Source organism: Dactylosporangium sp. CA-152071 (assembly GCF_050936335.1).
Classification (GTDB): Bacteria; Actinomycetota; Actinomycetes; order Mycobacteriales; family Micromonosporaceae; genus Dactylosporangium; species Dactylosporangium maewongense.
This window is the reverse complement of the sequence record NZ_JBNJMZ010000002.1, coordinates 2,363,968-2,379,476: the sequence shown is the minus strand read 5'-3', so window position 1 is coordinate 2,379,476 and position 15,509 is coordinate 2,363,968. Positions and strand designations below refer to the sequence as shown.

Annotated in this window: 17 protein-coding genes; 6 read left to right on the top strand and 11 right to left on the bottom strand. The window is 74.7% G+C overall.

Annotated features, from left to right (window positions below; genetic code table 11):
- The first annotated feature begins 7 nt into the window (after window positions 1-7).
- Complete coding sequence (locus ACQEVZ_RS50775; RefSeq protein ID WP_433382490.1) at window positions 8-733, top strand: class I SAM-dependent methyltransferase; 726 nt, start codon at window positions 8-10, stop codon at window positions 731-733.
- On the opposite strand, the gene ACQEVZ_RS50770 is transcribed toward ACQEVZ_RS50775, so the two are convergent.
- The 6 genes from ACQEVZ_RS50770 to ACQEVZ_RS50745 all read right to left on the bottom strand — a co-directional run bounded on the left by ACQEVZ_RS50770 (window position 717) and on the right by ACQEVZ_RS50745 (window position 6,858).
- Window positions 717-2,060 (bottom strand): aldehyde dehydrogenase family protein, encoded by a 1,344-nt coding sequence (locus tag ACQEVZ_RS50770; RefSeq protein ID WP_433382487.1) that lies wholly within the window; start codon window positions 2,058-2,060, stop codon window positions 717-719. The genes ACQEVZ_RS50775 and ACQEVZ_RS50770 overlap by 17 nt on opposite strands.
- On the bottom strand, window positions 2,057-3,790 hold the full coding sequence (locus tag ACQEVZ_RS50765) for an asparagine synthetase B family protein (RefSeq protein ID WP_433382484.1): 1,734 nt from the start codon (window positions 3,788-3,790) through the stop codon (window positions 2,057-2,059). Before ACQEVZ_RS50765 ends, ACQEVZ_RS50770 begins: the two co-directional genes overlap by 4 nt.
- Before the next feature lie 69 nt (window positions 3,791-3,859).
- Window positions 3,860-4,366 (bottom strand): hypothetical protein, encoded by a 507-nt coding sequence (locus ACQEVZ_RS50760; protein WP_433382481.1) that lies wholly within the window; start codon window positions 4,364-4,366, stop codon window positions 3,860-3,862.
- Window positions 4,367-4,376: 10 nt separating this feature from the next.
- Complete coding sequence (locus tag ACQEVZ_RS50755) at window positions 4,377-5,195, bottom strand: hypothetical protein (RefSeq protein WP_433382478.1); 819 nt, start codon at window positions 5,193-5,195, stop codon at window positions 4,377-4,379.
- Window positions 5,180-6,199: a hypothetical protein gene (locus ACQEVZ_RS50750; RefSeq protein ID WP_433382475.1), complete on the bottom strand. Its 1,020-nt coding sequence runs from the start codon at window positions 6,197-6,199 to the stop codon at window positions 5,180-5,182. The genes ACQEVZ_RS50755 and ACQEVZ_RS50750 overlap by 16 nt, the downstream gene beginning before the upstream one ends.
- The gene (locus ACQEVZ_RS50745) at window positions 6,196-6,858 is read right to left on the bottom strand and encodes a hypothetical protein (RefSeq protein WP_344499204.1); all 663 of its coding nucleotides are present in this window, start codon (window positions 6,856-6,858) and stop codon (window positions 6,196-6,198) included. The genes ACQEVZ_RS50750 and ACQEVZ_RS50745 overlap by 4 nt, the downstream gene beginning before the upstream one ends.
- A 117-nt stretch (window positions 6,859-6,975) precedes the next feature.
- Here ACQEVZ_RS50745 and ACQEVZ_RS50740 point away from each other — a divergent pair, with 117 nt between their 5' ends.
- On the top strand, window positions 6,976-8,508 hold the full coding sequence (locus ACQEVZ_RS50740; RefSeq protein ID WP_433382472.1) for an ankyrin repeat domain-containing protein: 1,533 nt from the start codon (window positions 6,976-6,978) through the stop codon (window positions 8,506-8,508).
- Between the two features lie 64 nt (window positions 8,509-8,572).
- Here the strand turns inward: ACQEVZ_RS50740 and ACQEVZ_RS50735 are convergent, their stop codons facing one another.
- Both ACQEVZ_RS50735 and ACQEVZ_RS50730 read right to left on the bottom strand, forming a co-directional pair.
- Window positions 8,573-9,163 (bottom strand): hypothetical protein, encoded by a 591-nt coding sequence (locus tag ACQEVZ_RS50735; RefSeq protein ID WP_433382469.1) that lies wholly within the window; start codon window positions 9,161-9,163, stop codon window positions 8,573-8,575.
- A gap of 100 nt (window positions 9,164-9,263) precedes the next feature.
- Window positions 9,264-9,584: a hypothetical protein gene (locus tag ACQEVZ_RS50730; protein WP_433382467.1), complete on the bottom strand. Its 321-nt coding sequence runs from the start codon at window positions 9,582-9,584 to the stop codon at window positions 9,264-9,266.
- A 49-nt stretch (window positions 9,585-9,633) separates the two neighbouring features.
- Between ACQEVZ_RS50730 and ACQEVZ_RS50725 the strand changes: the two genes are divergently transcribed.
- The gene (locus ACQEVZ_RS50725; protein WP_433382464.1) at window positions 9,634-10,395 is read left to right on the top strand and encodes an SDR family NAD(P)-dependent oxidoreductase; all 762 of its coding nucleotides are present in this window, start codon (window positions 9,634-9,636) and stop codon (window positions 10,393-10,395) included.
- A 75-nt stretch (window positions 10,396-10,470) separates the two neighbouring features.
- On the opposite strand, the gene ACQEVZ_RS50720 is transcribed toward ACQEVZ_RS50725, so the two are convergent.
- Window positions 10,471-11,991, bottom strand: a complete 1,521-nt coding sequence (locus ACQEVZ_RS50720; protein WP_433382461.1) for a DHA2 family efflux MFS transporter permease subunit — start codon at window positions 11,989-11,991, stop codon at window positions 10,471-10,473.
- Between the two features lie 118 nt (window positions 11,992-12,109).
- Complete coding sequence (locus ACQEVZ_RS50715) at window positions 12,110-12,511, bottom strand: redoxin family protein (protein WP_354896533.1); 402 nt, start codon at window positions 12,509-12,511, stop codon at window positions 12,110-12,112.
- Between the two features lie 98 nt (window positions 12,512-12,609).
- Here ACQEVZ_RS50715 and ACQEVZ_RS50710 point away from each other — a divergent pair, with 98 nt between their 5' ends.
- From ACQEVZ_RS50710 to ACQEVZ_RS50700, 3 genes are all read left to right on the top strand, one after another.
- Window positions 12,610-13,095: a MarR family winged helix-turn-helix transcriptional regulator gene (locus ACQEVZ_RS50710; RefSeq protein ID WP_344499218.1), complete on the top strand. Its 486-nt coding sequence runs from the start codon at window positions 12,610-12,612 to the stop codon at window positions 13,093-13,095.
- A 67-nt stretch (window positions 13,096-13,162) separates the two neighbouring features.
- Window positions 13,163-13,639 (top strand): hypothetical protein, encoded by a 477-nt coding sequence (locus ACQEVZ_RS50705; protein ID WP_433382456.1) that lies wholly within the window; start codon window positions 13,163-13,165, stop codon window positions 13,637-13,639.
- A 130-nt stretch (window positions 13,640-13,769) separates the two neighbouring features.
- Window positions 13,770-14,084 carry a hypothetical protein gene (locus ACQEVZ_RS50700; protein WP_433382453.1) on the top strand — a complete coding sequence of 105 codons (315 nt, stop codon included), beginning with the start codon at window positions 13,770-13,772 and terminating at the stop codon, window positions 14,082-14,084.
- A 45-nt stretch (window positions 14,085-14,129) separates the two neighbouring features.
- On the opposite strand, the gene ACQEVZ_RS50695 is transcribed toward ACQEVZ_RS50700, so the two are convergent.
- Complete coding sequence (locus ACQEVZ_RS50695; protein WP_433382450.1) at window positions 14,130-15,368, bottom strand: GAF domain-containing sensor histidine kinase; 1,239 nt, start codon at window positions 15,366-15,368, stop codon at window positions 14,130-14,132.
- Window positions 15,369-15,509 lie beyond the last annotated feature (141 nt).

Below are 15,509 nucleotides of genomic sequence, written 5' to 3'. Positions count from 1 at the left end.
TGCGGGGGTGCCCGACGCCATCTTCACCCATCCGCGCCTCGCCGCGATCTACGACGCGTTCGACGGCGACCGCTCCGATCTCGACCTGTACCTGGGCATCGTCGAGGAGTTCCAGGCCGCCCATGTCCTCGACATCGGGTGCGGAACGGGCAGCCTCCCGCACCTGCTGGCGGCGCGCGGCAGGCAGGTGACGGCGGTCGATCCGGCGCAAGCATCACTGGAGGTGGCGCAGGCCAAGACAACGACACCCGGCATCACCTGGATCCTCGGCGACGCCACCAGCATCCCAAAAGACACGGCGAAGGCCGACCTGGCCACGATGACCGGCAACGTCGCCCAGGTGTTCCTGGAGGACCGGGACTGGGCCGCGACCCTGCGCGGCATCCACGACGCCCTGCGGCCCGGCGGTGTGCTGGTGTTCGAGACCCGGCGCCCCGAGCGCCGCGCCTGGGAGGGCTGGGCGCGGGACCCCGGGCCGCACACACGTGACGTGCCCGGGGTCGGCGTCGTGGAGGAACGCAGGGCCGTGACCGAGGTCCGGCCGCCGTTCGTGTCGTTCCGCTACACGTACACCTTCCAGAACGGCGAAACGGTGCACTCCGACTCCACGCTCCGCTTCCGCGACCGGGAGGAGGTCACGAGGTCGCTCGACGACGCCGGGTTCACGGTCCTGGACGTGCGCGACGCGCCAGACCGGCCCGGCCTGGAGTACGTGTTCATAGCCGCACGGTGACGGTCTTCGGGCGCTGGTACTCCGCGAGCGCCAGGACGCTCAGGTCGGTGCCGTGCCCGGAGCCGCGCCGGCCCCCGTGTGGCAGCTCCGCGGTCTGCTCCAGGTGACAGTTCACCCACACCTCGCCGCAGTCCAGCAGGCCGGCGACCCGCAGCGACGGACCGACCGCGGTGCCCCACACGCTGGCTGCGAGGGCCTGCGGCACGGAGTTGGCGAGGGCGACCACGCCGTCGAGGTCGTCCGCCGCCTGCACCGTCAGCGCCGGCCCGAACATCTCCTGCGTGACCGCCGGGTCGTCCGGCGGCAGGTCGGCGAGGATCAGGCCGGCCCGCCAGAACCCGTCGGTCTCGCCGGAGCCGACCGCCAGGGCGCCGGAGCGGCGCACGCCGGCCGCGGACGAGGAGACGATCGCGTCGAAGCGGGCGAGCTGGGCGGCGTTGTTCAGCGGCCCGAAGTCGGGGCCGGCGCGGCGGGCGAGCATGGCGGCGGCGAGCCCGTCGACGACCTCGTCGAGGTGGGAGCGCAGCGTGATGACGCGGGCCGGGGCGGCGCAGCTCTGCCCGGCGTTGTACGTGCACGCGCCGACCAGCTCGTCGTAGGTGAACGGGGGCGCGTCGGGCAGGACGACGGCGGCGCAGTTGCCGCCGAGCTCCAGGCTGACCCGGCGCAGCCCGGCCCGGGCGACGACGTCGAGCCCGCCGGCCTGGCTGCCGGTGAAGGCGACCGCGTCGACGTCGGCGCCGACGAGCAGCCGCCCGGTGTCGCGGTCGCCGGGCAGCGCGACCAGCACGCCCGCGCCGAGCGTCGAAGCCGCGTGCGAGGCCAGCAGCACCGCGGTGTCGGGGGTGGTCTCGGCCGGCTTCAGCACGACGGCGTTGCCCGCGGCGAGCGCCGGACCGAGCCGCCACGCCGCCATGAGCAGCGGATAGTTCCACGGTACGATCGCCGCCACGACTCCGAGCGGTTCCCACCGCACCCAGCTCTCCCGGCCGGGGAGGCGGTGCCCGGCGGCCGGGGTGAGGTCGGCGCGGACCGCACCGGCGTAGAAGCGCAGCACGTCGGCGGCGTTCAGCACCTCCGCCCGGGCGTCCGCGGTCGGCTTCCCGGTGCCCGCGACCTCGGCCGCGACGTACGCGTCGAGGTGCTGCTCGATGAGCGCGACCAGCGCGAGGAGCCGGTGCGAGCGCTCCTTCGCGGTCAGTCCGGCCCAGGCGGGCAGGGCGGCGCGGGCGGCGGCGACGGCCGCCGACACCTCGGCGGGGCCACCGCAGTCCAGGCGGCTGCGGATGTGGCCGGTGCGCGGGTCGGGAAGGTCAACGAAGTTCACACGACATCGTAGGCACGCAGCCAGAGCTCGAGCGTGAGCACCAGCCACACCTTGCCGCCCTGGCGGGGCAGCAGCGCCCCCTCGCCGCGCAGCCAGGCGCGGATCGTGACGGGGTCGAACAGGCCGCTGGTGCGGCTGCCGAGCAGCACGTCGTCGGCGAGCTCCTTCAGCGGCCCGCTCAGCCACTGCTGGACCGGCACCCGCATGCCGCTCTTGGGGCGGTCGATGATGGTCGCCGGCAGCAGGTCCCGGACCGCTTCTTTCAGGATCCATTTCTCGTCGGTACCGGCGAGCTTCAGCCTCGGCGGGACCGTGAACGCGTGGTCGATCACCTGGCGGTCGAACAGCGGCGCGCGCCCCTGCAACCCGCGCGCGGCGGTGAGCCGCTCGACCTTCGTGAGGATGTGGTGGGCGCCCTTGGTGCGCAGGTTGCAGTGCAGCAGCCGGTTCAGGTGGGAGCGCATCGTGCCGGGGGACAGGTACGGCGCGACGAAGCGCTCCGGCCCGGGCTCGCCGTCCAGGGCGCGCAGCGTGTCCGCGGTCAGCAGCGCCGGCAGGTCGCCGTAGCACTTGCGGTAGGAGCGCAGGTACGCCAGCGACCGCGCGTCCGGGGACGGGTCGTCGCGGTGCAACTCGTACAGCAGCATCGGCAGGTTCTTCGGGCCGCCGAAGACCGGGTCGCCGCCCTCGCCGTTGAGCACGACCCGCATCCCGTCGCCGGCGACCGCCTCGGCGAGCATCAGGTTGGGCACGGTCAGCGGGTCGCCGACGGGGCTGTCCAGCAGCGCGACCGTGTCCGCGAGCCGCGCCGCGACCGCCTCGCCGGAGACGCTGAGGATCTGGTGGCGGGTGTTGCAGTGGGCGGCGACGAGCCCCGAGTACGCCAGCTCGTTCGGCAGCTCATGACCGAAGCTGATGCTGTACGTGCGGACCTCCTGGTCGTGCAGCTTCGCCGCGAGCGCGGTGACGAGGCTGCTGTCGACGCCGCCGGACAGCAGGACCGCGGCGGGTTCGGCCTGCGGCAGGCGCAGGCTCGTCGCCCGCTCCAGCAGCGCCCGCAGCGTCGCGGCGTGCCCGTCGGCGGTGACCGTCTCGTCGATCGCCTCGGTCGCCTCCCAGAACACCTCCTCCCGGACGGTGCCCTCGTGGCCGGCTCCGCCGCGCAGCCGCACGATCCGGCCGGGGAGCACCTCGTGGACGCCGCGCAGGAGCGTCTCGTCGCCGGGCAGGTACGCGAACGTGAGGAACGACCGCACGGCGGCGAGGTTGAGCCCGGTGCCGAGGTCCGGCCAGTGCCGCAGCGCCCGCAGCGACGTCGACACGGCCCAGGTGCCGGACCCGGACCGGGCGTGGAAGGCGGTGCGCGCCCCGACGTGGTCGCGGACGACGACGAGGTCGGTCCCGTCGGCGACGACCAGGACGAACATGCCGTCGGCCGCGCGGACGCCGGCGGCGCCGAGCCGGGCGTACACCCGCAGCAGCAGCGCACCGTCGGGGGTCTCCGGCGGTGCGGGGTCGCCGGCCTTCGCGAGGGCGGCGAGCAGCTCTGCCCGGTTGTGCAGGACGACCTCGCCGACGGCGTGCAGGTCACCGGCGGCGAACGGCCCCTCCGCGAACCCCGGCTCGCCGTCGACGATGCCGAGCGTGACCGGGCCCGCCGAGGCGACCTGTCGGGCGCCGAGCCCGGTCAGCGCCTGCGGGTCACCGAGCGTCGCCGCGATGCGTGCCACGGGGTCCTCCTGTCCGTTCCCTGGTGCTGTTCCTGCGGCTCAGCTTCCTGCGGCTCAGCCTTCCGCGGCTCAGCCGAAGTCGTCGTCGGAGCCGCTGTCGCCGTCGTGGTCGTCGGACCAGCTGCCGGAGTCGCCCCCGTCGCCGCCGCCGTCGCCGGAGGAGGACTGCTGTTGCTGCTGGGCCTGGCGGCGCAGCTCCTCCTCCTCGATCGGCGACATCATCAGCGGCGGCGCGACGACCGCGCCGAGCAGCGCGCCGGCGCCGACCGCGGCGAGGATCGCCCCGGTGCGGCCGCCGAACGAGGTGCGGTTCACCGTGAGCGTGCCGTCGCCCCAGGCGGTGCGGCCGTAGCCCTGGTCGCGGCCGTACACGACCTGGCCGGTGCTGTAGGTGCGCTTGATGATGCGGTTGCCGAGGATCTCGTCGATGCCGCTGCGGCCGGAGTTGTCCTGCCACTGCACGTAGTGGTCGCCGGCGCGGCGGCGCCACTCCTCCCGGCCGTCGGCGAAGCGGCGATGGACGCTGCGGTCGCTGAGCAGCTCGTCGGTGAACTGGATCTCCCGGTAGTGGCTCACAGCTCTCCTGTCATGCGGCGGGCCAGGTCATGAAGCCCGCGGCCTGCAGCTGCCGGAGGCGGGCGGATCGGCGGCGGGTCCGGGACTGCCCCCGGACCAGGCGGTGCACGGTGCGCAGCAGGCGGGCCGGGTTGACGGCGGCGACCTCGACGGTGTGCCCGGCCCGCAGCCGGCGCACCTCCCACGGCTCCAGCCCCGCCGGCGCGTCCAGGTCCACGGCGGTGGCGCGTGGGCCGGTGGTCAGGTGCAGCGCCGCGGCGTGCACCGGTCGCAGCCCCAGCGGGTGGACGCGCAGCTCACCGGCCCACTCGCGGACGGCGTCGACGGTCGCGTACCCGGCGGCGCTCGCGTCGTGCAGGACGAAGACGGCCGCGTCGCCGGTACGCCGCAGCGCGTCGGTCAGCCGCGGGTCGAGCGGCAGGTCCCGCTCCGCGAACACCGGGCACGCCGACTCCATGTGCAGCTCGTTGGCGAGCAGCATTCCGGCGATCGCCGCGTCCTGGCAGACGAGGAGCCGGGGGAGGCCGTAGTCGTACAGGTCGGGCACGTCGTCGCCGGGCGCCGCGACCCGCGACGCGGGATCGTCGAGGAGCCCGGGCACGGGACCGTGCCGGTCCAGCGCGGCGAGGAACCGGTCGTAGCCGACGGGCGCGGGCAGCGTGAACCGCAGCCGGCGCGGCAGCCGGTGCAGCGGCAGCACCCCCCGGCACACCTCGTAGTACAGCTGCCGGCGGGTGAACCGGATCCGTCCCGGCGCCCCGGCCCGCACCGCCGCCCGAGCCAGCGCCCGAGCCAGCGCCCGGTCGACGGCGCTCACTCGCCCGGCCACGTCATGAAGCCGACCGCCATCGCGGCCTTCTCGTCCCGGTCGGGCCCGGTGGACGTGCGCAGGTGCTCGGCGACCTTCTTGACCCGGGCCAGCAGCTGCGCCGGGCGCAGCGCCGCGACCGGCGACGACCAGCCCTCCCCGAGCCAGTCCAGCTCCTTCGGCGTGAGGTCCGTCTGCGCCTTCAGCCACGCGACCCGCTCCGGCTGCCGGGCCTTCGTGCGCAGCTTGAACGGGTCCTTCGTCGCGAGCACGGTCCGTGGCCGCAGGCCCAGGTCGATGACCCGCCGGCCGCTCAGCTCGTGGCGGGTGGTCGCGAGGAACACCTCACCGTCGAGGCTCGCGTCGCGCAGCACCGCGACCGGGACCGACGGCGGCAGCGCGGCCACGTTCGCGGCGAGCGCGGCGTTGAAGTAGCGCTCGACCTCGTTGACGCGCAGGCAGGCGAGCACGGACGGGTCCGGGGACAGGATCGCGAACGCCGGCTGCTGCGGCGGCGGCCCGGGCCGCACGTGGGCCTCGTCGATGATCCCGCCGGGCGGCTTCAGGTAGATCCGGCTCCAGCCGCCGAGGATCTCCTTGCGGAACTGGTCCAGCGGCATCTTCACGGCGACCTCGCGCTTGACGACGCCGACCAGCCGCAGCACGACGATCACGATACCGATGGTGAGCAGCGCCCCGCCGACCACCATGAGCGGCACCACGTCACCGAAGACACCGACGGCGAGCAGGATGGTGCCGATCAGCAGCGGCACGACCACGCCGCAGCCGGCGGTGCCGTCGTTGGCGGCCTTGTTGGTCTTGCGGGCGGCCGCGTACCAGAGCTGCGTCACCGTGTACCAGTGGTTGTCCTCGCTGAGCTTGCCGGTGAGCCGGCGCACCTTCACGTCGTGCAGCGCGAGCGGGTTGTCCTTCGGGTCGAACACGAACGACTTCCGGCACTTGCCGCACGTCTTGCCGGTGCGTTCGGTGCGCTTCAGGTTGGCGGTGCAGTGCGGGCAGATCATGCCGGTCCCTCCAGACGCACGGCGAGACGGCGGGCGGCCCGGGCCGCCCGCTCCCGCAAGGTCATCCCACCCGGTGACGGCGCCTCGCCGACGGCGCGCAGCGCCTTGGCGAGGGCCGGATAGTCCAGCTCGCTGTGGTGCGGCGGCTCCGCGGTCGCGCGGCGCTCCGCCTCCTCGGCGGTGATCGCGTAGTCCTCGTGGTCGATGCCGAAGCCGGTGTTGGCGGCGAGGATCAGCAGCCGGCCGTCGCCCCGGTTGATGAACGAGTGCGGCAGCAGCGCCGGGATGCGGAGCATGACGCCCGGCGTCAGCCGCACCGTCACCGCCTCCTGCCGCTCGTCGTCGTAGAGCCCGCACGCCGCATAGCCGAGGCTCAGCACGAAGTGCTCCCCGCCGTGCGCGTGCGGCGTGAACGCGCTGTGCCCCCGCATCAGGCCCAGCTTGTAGGTCGCGTTGCTCGGCCGCTCCGGCGACGTCAGCGCGTCGCCGATCAGATACCGGGCGTGCTGCCCGCTGTCGATGAACGGCAGCAGCTCGGCCGGGTCGAGCAGGTCGCCGCGGCCCGTCCGGGACGTCAGCAGCGCCGTGCCGTCGGCCGTCAGCGAGTACACCTCGACCCCGGCCGGGAGTCCGCCGTCGCCGTTCACTGAGCCCTTCACACTGGGCACTGTACGAAACGCGAACACCCCGCGCACTAAGCTGTCCGGCCGGTGACCGGGGGATGCCACTCACGTGAACGGGGGTTGCCTGTGCGGCGCTACGGGGTGCCGGCGGACATGATCGAAGAGGCCACGCGGCTGCGCCTCGCGGGTGACTGGCGCGGCGCCTGCGCGGTGGCGAACGTCGCCGTCGAGCTGGACCTGGCGGCCGTCGCCGCCCGGCACGGCGCGGACGTCGCCGGGCGGGTCGCCGACGACCTCGCCCACCTGGTGCCGGACCTGCTGCGCTGGCACCTGCCGCTCAGGCCCGAGCCGCTCAACGGCGCCCGAGCGGTGACGCCGCTCGCCCTGTACAAGGGCGGCGTCGGCCTGACCGTGCACGGCCCGGACGTGACCGACCAGCCGCAGCGGCTGCGGCTGCGCGCCGAGCCGGTCGCCGCCGGGCACGTCGAGCAGGGCCTGCACCTGAACCGGGAACGCTGGGACGACCGGCACACCACCGAGCTGCTGGCCCGCTGCGGCGGCCGCACCCGGCTGCCGTTCTTCACCGCCGCCGGGACGCCGCTGCCCGTGGTGGAGCTCGGCCGCGACGACCACGAGGGCCGCTCCGAACGCGCCACGCAGCTGCTCGCGAAGGGGCGGGTCGCGGAGGCGTGGGACGAGGCAGGGTTCGACGTCGACGCGCCCGAGCACCTGCTGCGGCACTACCGGCCCGGGCTCACGATGCTCGCCGAACGGGCCCGCCACCTGGCGGAGACCACCGGCGCCGACGTCGTCCTGGCGCCGATGCCGTCGTTCCTCGGGATGCTGCTCGACCGTCTCGACGGGCCCCGCCCCCGCGTGCGGGTCGTGCCCACCCACAGCGGCCCGCTGGCGGGCGTGCCCGCGCTGCCCCGCGCCGCCCAGCACTGGCCGGCCGTCCTCGACGAGCTGCGCGGCGGCGAGCTCGACCCGGCGCAGCTGCACCCGCTCGTCGGCGCGGCGCTCTTCCCGGCCCGCGGCACGCTTTTGTCGGCCCGCGGCGCTCCGACGATGCCGGCGCCTCCGCGGCTGCCCGGGCCGGTGGAGCTCAGCTGCGGTGGCACGTGGCATCAGGTCGCCGTCCGCGACGGGACGCTGCACGTGCCGCACCCGCCGGAGGAGCTGACCCGCGAGCTGGCCCTGCAGGCCCTCGCGGGCCGGGTCGAGCCGGGCTGCGCGGTCGCCGTCCGCGGCTGGCGGACCGGCGGGGGCTGGCTGCCGACGCCGCTGCTGAAGCTGCGGTCACAACTGCTGGCGTACGTCATGCACGGCGAGGCGACCGCGGTCGAGGCGCTTCTGGACGAGGGCCTGGACCCGAGGCTGCTGGACGCGCACGGCCGGACCCTCGTGCACCTGCTGCCGTGGCTGTTCCCCGCCGGCGCGCGGCTGCGGGTCCTGGACCGGCTCCTGGCCGCCGGCCTCGACGCCGGCGCCCGCGACCGGCTGGGCCGCACGCCGCTGCACTTCGCGGTCCGCCGCGGCGCGTCGCCGACCCTCCTCCGGGCGCTCCTCGCCGCCGGCGCCGACCCCGCCGCCGCGGACCACGCCGGCCAGACCCCGGTGGACGCCGCGCCGACGCCGGAGGTGGCCCGGCTCCTGACCGGGTTTTCTGTCGTACCTCCGCGGTAGGTTCTGGGCATGACGGGGATCGTTTCCGCGCACCGGGTCCGCCCCACCGGCGGGCCGTCGTGGCTCAGCAGCCGCCCACGCCGAAGTCGAGCACGACCCGGGCGGTGCCGTCTGGCCAGGTGACCTCGACCGGCAGGCAGACCGCCTCCCGCACCGCGAAGCCGCCGGCGAACTCGCTCGTGGGCGGGTCCGACGCGGCGCCGCAGGCGGCGAAGGAGACGGTGTCGTCGAGCCCGTTGCGGTACGTGAGCGCGGCGACCTCACGCCGGGCGGCCGGCACGGTGACCGTCGCGGGTGTGCCGCCGCGCAGCCGCAGCGCCACCTTGAACCGGCGCCAGCCCTGCGCGTCCGGGGCCCGTTCCGCGAAGGCGGCCCGGTCGCCCCAGCGGTAGTCGAGCGCCCCGAACGCGGCCGGCCCCGCCACGGGCGCCGCGCGCCACGCGTCGCCGCCCAGCCCGACGCTGACCAGGCTCGCGCAGTCCCGCTGGGCCACCGGTGCCACGGAGACGGACGCGGGCGCTGCGGAGACGGGCGGCAGCGCCGTGGAGACGGACGCCGGTGCCACGGAAGCGGTCGGCGCCGGCCGCGGATCCGGCACCGGTGCGGTGGTGCACGCCGACAGCAGCAGCACGCCGACCAGCGTCACCACCCGCATCGGCCTCAGCATCAGCGCGCCGGCCCGCGTCGGGGCAGAGCTTCGTGCGGCATCCATACCCGTGCAGAATCCCGGCGGGGGACGGTGGTTCCCGTGGAGGTTAGGTGGTCGGGTCCGGGGGTGCCGTGGCGGCGCGGCGGTGGGTGGCCGCGATGAAGAAGGCGGCGGTGAGCAGCGCCGACCAGGCGGCGTCCAGGGCGAACTCGAGCCTGATCCAGTCGTCGCGCAGTTCGGCGACGTCGACGTACACCTCGACCATCTTCCGCGCCACGAGCACGAGGAAGCCGAGCAGTGCGGGCCAGAACGCCCGGCCGAGCCGGCGCCGGAGCGTCAGTGTGAGGGCCGTCCCGATGACTCCGGCGACGGCGGGCGGCTCGAACAACAATGTGAACCCGAAGAGGGCGAAGAATGTCTCTGTCATGCGCGGCACCGTAGAAGGCGCCGTCCAGTCACGACCGGAAGGCGGCAGCATGTTCGATCTCACGGGGCGGCGGGCCCTCGTCACCGGGGCGGGGCACGGGATCGGCGCGGCGATCGCGGTGGCGCTCGCCGAGCACGGCGCGGACGTCGTGGTGCACCACGGGCGGTCCGCGGACCGGGCCGCCGCGGTCGTCGAGCGGATCGCGGGGCTGGGCCGGCGGGCCCTGGCGGTGCGGGGCGACGTGACCGACACCGCGGAGGTCGACCGGTTCGTCGGCGAGGCGACGCGGTACCTCGGCGGCCTCGACATCCTCGTCTGCAACGCCGGGCACCTGGTCGGGCGGGTCGCGGTCGCCGACATGAGCGACGAGCACTTCGCACGCGTCACCGACGTCAACCTCACCGCCACGTTCCGGACCGTGCGGGCCGCGTTGCCGGCGCTGCGGGCGTCCGAGGCCGGCCGGGTCGTCACGATGGCGTCCCTCGCGGCGCACAACGGCGGCGGGCCGGGCGCGGTCGCGTACTCCGCCGCGAAGGCGGGCATCATCGGCCTGACCAAGGGCCTGGCGAAGGAGCTCGCGCCGGACCGGATCACCGTCAACGCCCTCGCGCCCGGTTACATCGGCGACACCGACTTCCACGCCACGTTCAGCACCCCGCAGCGGCGGGCGGCGACCGTGGCGGCGCTGCCGGTGGGCCGCGGCGGGACCGCCGCCGAGGTCGCCGCGGCCGCCGTCTACCTCGCCTCGGCGGAGGCGGGGTTCGTCACCGGCGCCACGGTGGACATCGACGGCGGCGCGTCCCCGCGCTGAGGTCCAGCGGGCCCGCCGGCATGACACGCGAGAAGCCGCCCCCGGGAGGGAGCGGCTTCTCGAAAAAGAGTGCGGTCAGTGCGCCATGGCGCGAGGGGCGTCGGGGTCGACGTCGAGGGGGCCGGTGCGGAACAGGACGGCCGACACGAGGGCGCACAGGAGGAAGAAGCCAGCGGACCACCAGAACACCGTGTGGTAGCTCTCGATGGCGGCCTGCGCGGCCAGCTGCGGCGTCGGCTTCCTGCCCGCCATGTAGTCGCCGGCGGCGCTCGCCGCGAACGAGCTGAGCAGCGCGGTGCCGATGGACCCGCCGATCTGCTGCGTCGTGTTGATCATCGCGGAGGCGACGCCGGCGTCGGTGTGGGCGACGCCGGAGGTGGCGGCGTTCTGCGTCGGGGCGAAGATGAGGCCCATGCCGAGGCCGATGACGAGCAGGCCGGGCAGCACCCCGGTGGCGTACGTGGAGTGCAGGTCGAGCCGGGTCATCAGCAGCATGCCGGCGCCGGCGGTGAGGGCGCCGAGCGGGACGAGCGGGCGCGGGCCGACCCGCGGGGTGAGGATCGAGCCGGCGGTGGTCGCCGACAGCATGATGGCGGCGAGCATCGGCAGGAACGCGCAGCCGGTCTGGATCGGGGTGAAGCCCAGGACGCTCGTCATGTAGTAGGTGAGGAAGAGGAAGATGCCGAACATGCCGGCGCCGGCGATGCCGACCGCGGCGTAGGAGCCGCCCCGGTTGCGGTCCAGCACGACGCGCAGCGGCAGGAGCGGGTGCTCGACCCGCCGTTCGATGGCGACGAACGCGATGAGGACCAGCACGCCGACGGTCACCGGGCCGAGGGTCATCGCGTCGCCCCAGCCGTCCGATTCGGCGTTCGCCAGGCCGTACACCAGCGACACCAGGCCGACGACGGCCGTCACCGCACCGGGGACGTCGATGCGGCCGCGGGTCCGGGCGGGTTCGTCGCGCAGCTTGAGCAGCCCGCCGGCGACGGCGAGCGCGGCGATGACGAGGTTGACGTAGAGGCACCAGCGCCACGACGCGTACTCGGTGAGGACACCGCCGAGGAGGAGGCCGACGGCACCGCCGGCGCCGGAGATCGCGCCGTAGATGCCGAACGCCTTGCCGCGCTCCCTCGGGTCGGGGAACGTGATCGACAGCAGCGACAGCGCGGCCGGGGCGAGCGCGGCGCCGAACGCGCCCTGCAGCGCGCGGGCGACGATGAGCATGGTGAGGCCCTGCGCGGCGCCGCCGAGCGCGGACGCCAGGGCGAAGCCGACCAGGCCGACGAGGAACATCCGCTTGCGGCCGAACAGGTCCGACAGCCGCCCGCCGAGCAGCAGCAGGCTGCCGAACGCGAGCGCGTAGCCGGTGACGACCCACTGCCGGCCGCCGTCGGAGAAGCCGAGGTCCCGCTGCGCGGTGGGCAGCGCGATGTTCACGATCGTGGCGTCGAGGACGACCATGAGCTGCGCCATGGCGAGCACGACGAGCGCCCACCACCGACCAGTTTGCGGTTGCGGCGTCGGTACCGGTGTGCCCGGTCTCGCGCCGGCGCGCCTCGCGGCGGGTGCGCGGCGGTCGGTGGTGGTGCTCATGTCGTCTGTCCCCCGGTGCGTCAGAGTTCGGTGTCCCCTGCGCATCGGGTTCCCGCGGGCGGAGCTGAGCGGCTGTACGGGACGTCACACCCTGGCCGTGCTCACCGCCGTGGTGCCGCTACAGGGCGTCGACCGCGGCGGTGAGCGCGGCCGCGTCGAAGCTGCCCATCGGCAGGGTCGTGGCGAGCCGGTAGCGGACCTCGCCCGCGGCGTCGACGAGCAGGGTGCCGCTGTGCTGGAGCAGCATCGAGCGGGGCAGCCCGGCGGCGTGGTGCGCCTCCGCGCCCGGCGACGCCACCACGCGGACCGGGCCGGCGACCCGGCGGACCCGGTCGGCCTGCGCGTCCTCGCCGGGCACGACGACGACCGGGGTCACCCCGCGGTCGGCGAGCCGCAGCCCGGCCAGCTCCTTGACGTGCCGCAGGCAGACCGCGCAGCTCGCCGCCCGCACGAAGTACACCGCGACGCCCCGCCGGCCGTCCCGCAGCTCCGCGACCGTGATGCCAGGTGCCAGCTCCATGACTCCTCCTATTGGTAACTGAGTTACGTAAATTAGATACGTATCCGAGTTGCGTAGTCAAGGCCCGGGAGGTGCCGTCCTGCCGGTAAGGTGCTGGCATGAGTGAGGCCCCCTCGGCGGCCCCGGCCGCCGGGCACGACCTGGGCGTGCTGCTGGCCGCCTGCTGCGAGCGGCTGGTGCGCAACGTGCTCGGCGAGCTGTCCACCGTCGGCTACGGTCACCTGACCCCGTCGCAGTCGCTCACGCTGCTGTTCATCGGCGACGGTCTCGACACCGTCACCCAGCTCGCCGACCGGCTCGGCATGACCACCCAGGCGATCAGCAAGATCTGCGCGACCCTGCACGCCGAGGGTCTGCTGGGACGGCAGGCCGGGGGCGCCGACGGCCGCGTGCGGCGCCTGGAGCTCACCGCGGCGGGCGCGCGCGCGGTCGACGCGATGCGCACCGCGGGCCTCGCCGCCGAGCAGGCCTGGGTCGCCCTCGTGGGCGCCGACACCCTCGCCGTGGTGCGGGAGGCCCTGACCGCGTTCGCGTTCGCGCCCGAGACCGCGCCGGTGAGCCCGGTCCACATCCGCTTCGCCTGAGCCGCCGTGCCGGGGTCCGCCGTTCGTTCGGCGGGGGCCGAACGGTGCCGGCGGTACGTTCGCGGGCATGAGCGACGACGTTCCCGAAGTAGACGGCCGCGACCCTGCCCGCGTCATCGAGGAGGCCGTGGCGCACGCGCTGCGGCTCGCCAGGACCTGGCCCGCGTGGGACGGGCGGCCGGTTCCCGCCGGCGACCGGGTGTACACGCCGCACAAGGCCGTCCGCCGGCTCGGTGACCACCTCGTCGACCACCTCGCCGAGCTGGAGGCCCGCCTCGCCGGCGCGCCGCCACCGCCCGACCACTGGCACGCCTCGGCCGTGACCACGCCCGCCGATCTCGCCCCGTTCACCGAGGAGGACTTCGACGAGGCGTACAGCAGGCTCCACCGCCTCGGCATGATCTGGGCGCTGCGGTTGCGGGCCCTCGACGACGAGCGGCTCGACCGGGCCGAGGGCGGCGCGTGGACGCTGCGGCAGGTCGCGTTCCACCTCGGCGGCACCTACTACGCCGACGCCGTCGGCGACCTGACGCCACCGGCGTAGGCCCTGAAGCACCCCGCGGCGGCAGGCCGGCTCGGTCTGCGGTACCACCCCGGGCTACACCCTGGGGTGGAGGCGGGAATCCACCCGGGGCTCGATGAACGAGGGGCGGGCCGGGCATAGGTTCGGATGTATGCGGAGGATCTGGCGGGGGGCCGGCACGGTGCTGCTGGTCGGGGGCGCGGCGGCGGTGACGACGATGCTGCTGGCGACGGCGCTGTGGGGGCAGCACGACGACCGGTCGTGGCCGTCGCTGCTGTGGGCGGGCGTGAACGGCCTGCTGTGGGACAAGGGCGTGGTCAAGTTCGCCGTCGCCGCGGGACTCGGGTTCGTCATCGCCGTCCGGGCGGTCGCGCGGCGGGTCCGGCGCACCGACCGCACCGGCCGCACCGCCGCGGAGCCGGGCGTCCCGGCGCAGCCGGACCGGCAGCACGCGGGCTTACGCTGACCCGTCCCGCGGCGGGACCGGTGCACCGGCCGGGGACGGACGGGGTCAGGCCGGGCCGTCGCGCGGCGGGGGAGCCGTGGCGGGCAGGGTCAGCTGGACCGTGGTGCCCTGGCCGGGGGTGCTGGCGACGGTGATGTCGCCGTGGTGGGCCTCGATGATGGCCTTCACGATGGTGAGGCCGAGGCCCGCGCCCTGGGCGGCGAGGTGGTCGGCGGTGCTGCTGCGGTGGAAGCGGTCGAAGACGTGCGGTAGGTCCTCGGCGGGCACGCCGACGCCGGTGTCGGCGATCGTCAGCGTCGGCTGCGGCTCGGCGGTCGTGGCGATGGTGACGTGCCCGCCCGCGGGCGTGAACTTGACGGCGTTGAAGAGCAGGTGGTTGAGCGCCTGGGCGAGGCGTTCGGGGTCGCCGGTGGTCGGCACCGGGTGGTCGGTGCGGGCGGTGAGGCTGAGCCGCTTGTGCTCGGCGATCGGGCGGGAGGTGAGGCTCGCCTGGTAGGCGAGCTCGGCCAGGTCGATCTCCACCATGTCCAGCTGCAGCCCCGTCTCGTGCAGGCGGGCGACCAGCAGCAGGTCGTCGATGAGGCGCAGCAGGCGGTCGGCGTTGCGCTGCATGACGGCCAGGAAGCGGCGCACGGTCTCCGGGTCGTTGGTCGCCTCGTCCTCGTCGAGCAGCACCTCGATGTAGCCGCGCACCGACGACAGCGGGGTGCGCAGCTCGTGGCTGACGCTGGCCAGGAACGAGTCCTTGAGCCGGTCCAGCTCGCGGAGCCGGTCCGCGGTGTCGCCGATGGTGCGGGCGTACCGCCGCAGCTCCAGATGCGCGGCGGCGTGGCGCGCCAGGGAGCGCAGGGCGCGGCGCTGCTGCAGGGTCAGCTGCCGGGGCCGCCGGTCCATGACGCACACGGTGCCGGTGGCGTGGCCGTCCTGCAGCAGCATCGGGGCGCCCGCGTAGAAGCGCACGCCGTGCTCGGCGTTGGCCGGGTTGCCGGCGAAGCGCGGGTCGGTGACCGTGTCGTCGATCTCCAGCAGCTGGCGGTCGCGCACGACGTGGGTGCAGAAGGAGTCCTCCCGGGCGCCCTCCTCGAGCTCCCACCCGACGCGGGCCTTGAACCACTGCCGGTCGGCGTCGACCATCGACACCATCGCGATCGGCGTGTCGCAGATGTCGGCGGCGAGCGCGGCGATGTCGTCGAAGTCCGCCTCCGCCCGGGTGTCGAGGATCCCTGTCTCGGCGAGCGCGGCGAGGCGCTGCGGCTCGTCGTCCGTCCGTGACGGCTTGCTCACGCCGGTGCTCCTCCGCGGTCGGGCTCATGTCGATCTTCGCATCTCCCCGTCGTCCCGGCGGACGTTTTGCCTGGCTGGGACGGTGAACTAGTGTCCTAGGATGGCTTACGGGATGTGACCCCGGCCCCAGGAAACGACAAC

What these genes read in the sequence shown, in the direction of transcription:
- ACQEVZ_RS50750 (WP_433382475.1), bottom strand. Translation starts at nt 6,199, where the DNA reads ATGATCTGCCCGCACTGCACCGCCAACCTGAAGCGCACCGAACGCACC.
- ACQEVZ_RS50740 (WP_433382472.1), top strand. Translation starts at nt 6,976, where the DNA reads ATGATCGAAGAGGCCACGCGGCTGCGCCTCGCGGGTGACTGGCGCGGC.
- ACQEVZ_RS50735 (WP_433382469.1), bottom strand. Translation starts at nt 9,163, where the DNA reads ATGCGGGTGGTGACGCTGGTCGGCGTGCTGCTGCTGTCGGCGTGCACC.
- ACQEVZ_RS50730 (WP_433382467.1), bottom strand. Translation starts at nt 9,584, where the DNA reads ATGACAGAGACATTCTTCGCCCTCTTCGGGTTCACATTGTTGTTCGAG.
- ACQEVZ_RS50725 (WP_433382464.1), top strand. Translation starts at nt 9,634, where the DNA reads ATGTTCGATCTCACGGGGCGGCGGGCCCTCGTCACCGGGGCGGGGCAC.
- ACQEVZ_RS50720 (WP_433382461.1), bottom strand. Translation starts at nt 11,991, where the DNA reads ATGAGCACCACCACCGACCGCCGCGCACCCGCCGCGAGGCGCGCCGGC.
- ACQEVZ_RS50715 (WP_354896533.1), bottom strand. Translation starts at nt 12,511, where the DNA reads ATGGAGCTGGCACCTGGCATCACGGTCGCGGAGCTGCGGGACGGCCGG.
- ACQEVZ_RS50710 (WP_344499218.1), top strand. Translation starts at nt 12,610, where the DNA reads ATGAGTGAGGCCCCCTCGGCGGCCCCGGCCGCCGGGCACGACCTGGGC.
- ACQEVZ_RS50705 (WP_433382456.1), top strand. Translation starts at nt 13,163, where the DNA reads ATGAGCGACGACGTTCCCGAAGTAGACGGCCGCGACCCTGCCCGCGTC.
- ACQEVZ_RS50700 (WP_433382453.1), top strand. Translation starts at nt 13,770, where the DNA reads ATGCGGAGGATCTGGCGGGGGGCCGGCACGGTGCTGCTGGTCGGGGGC.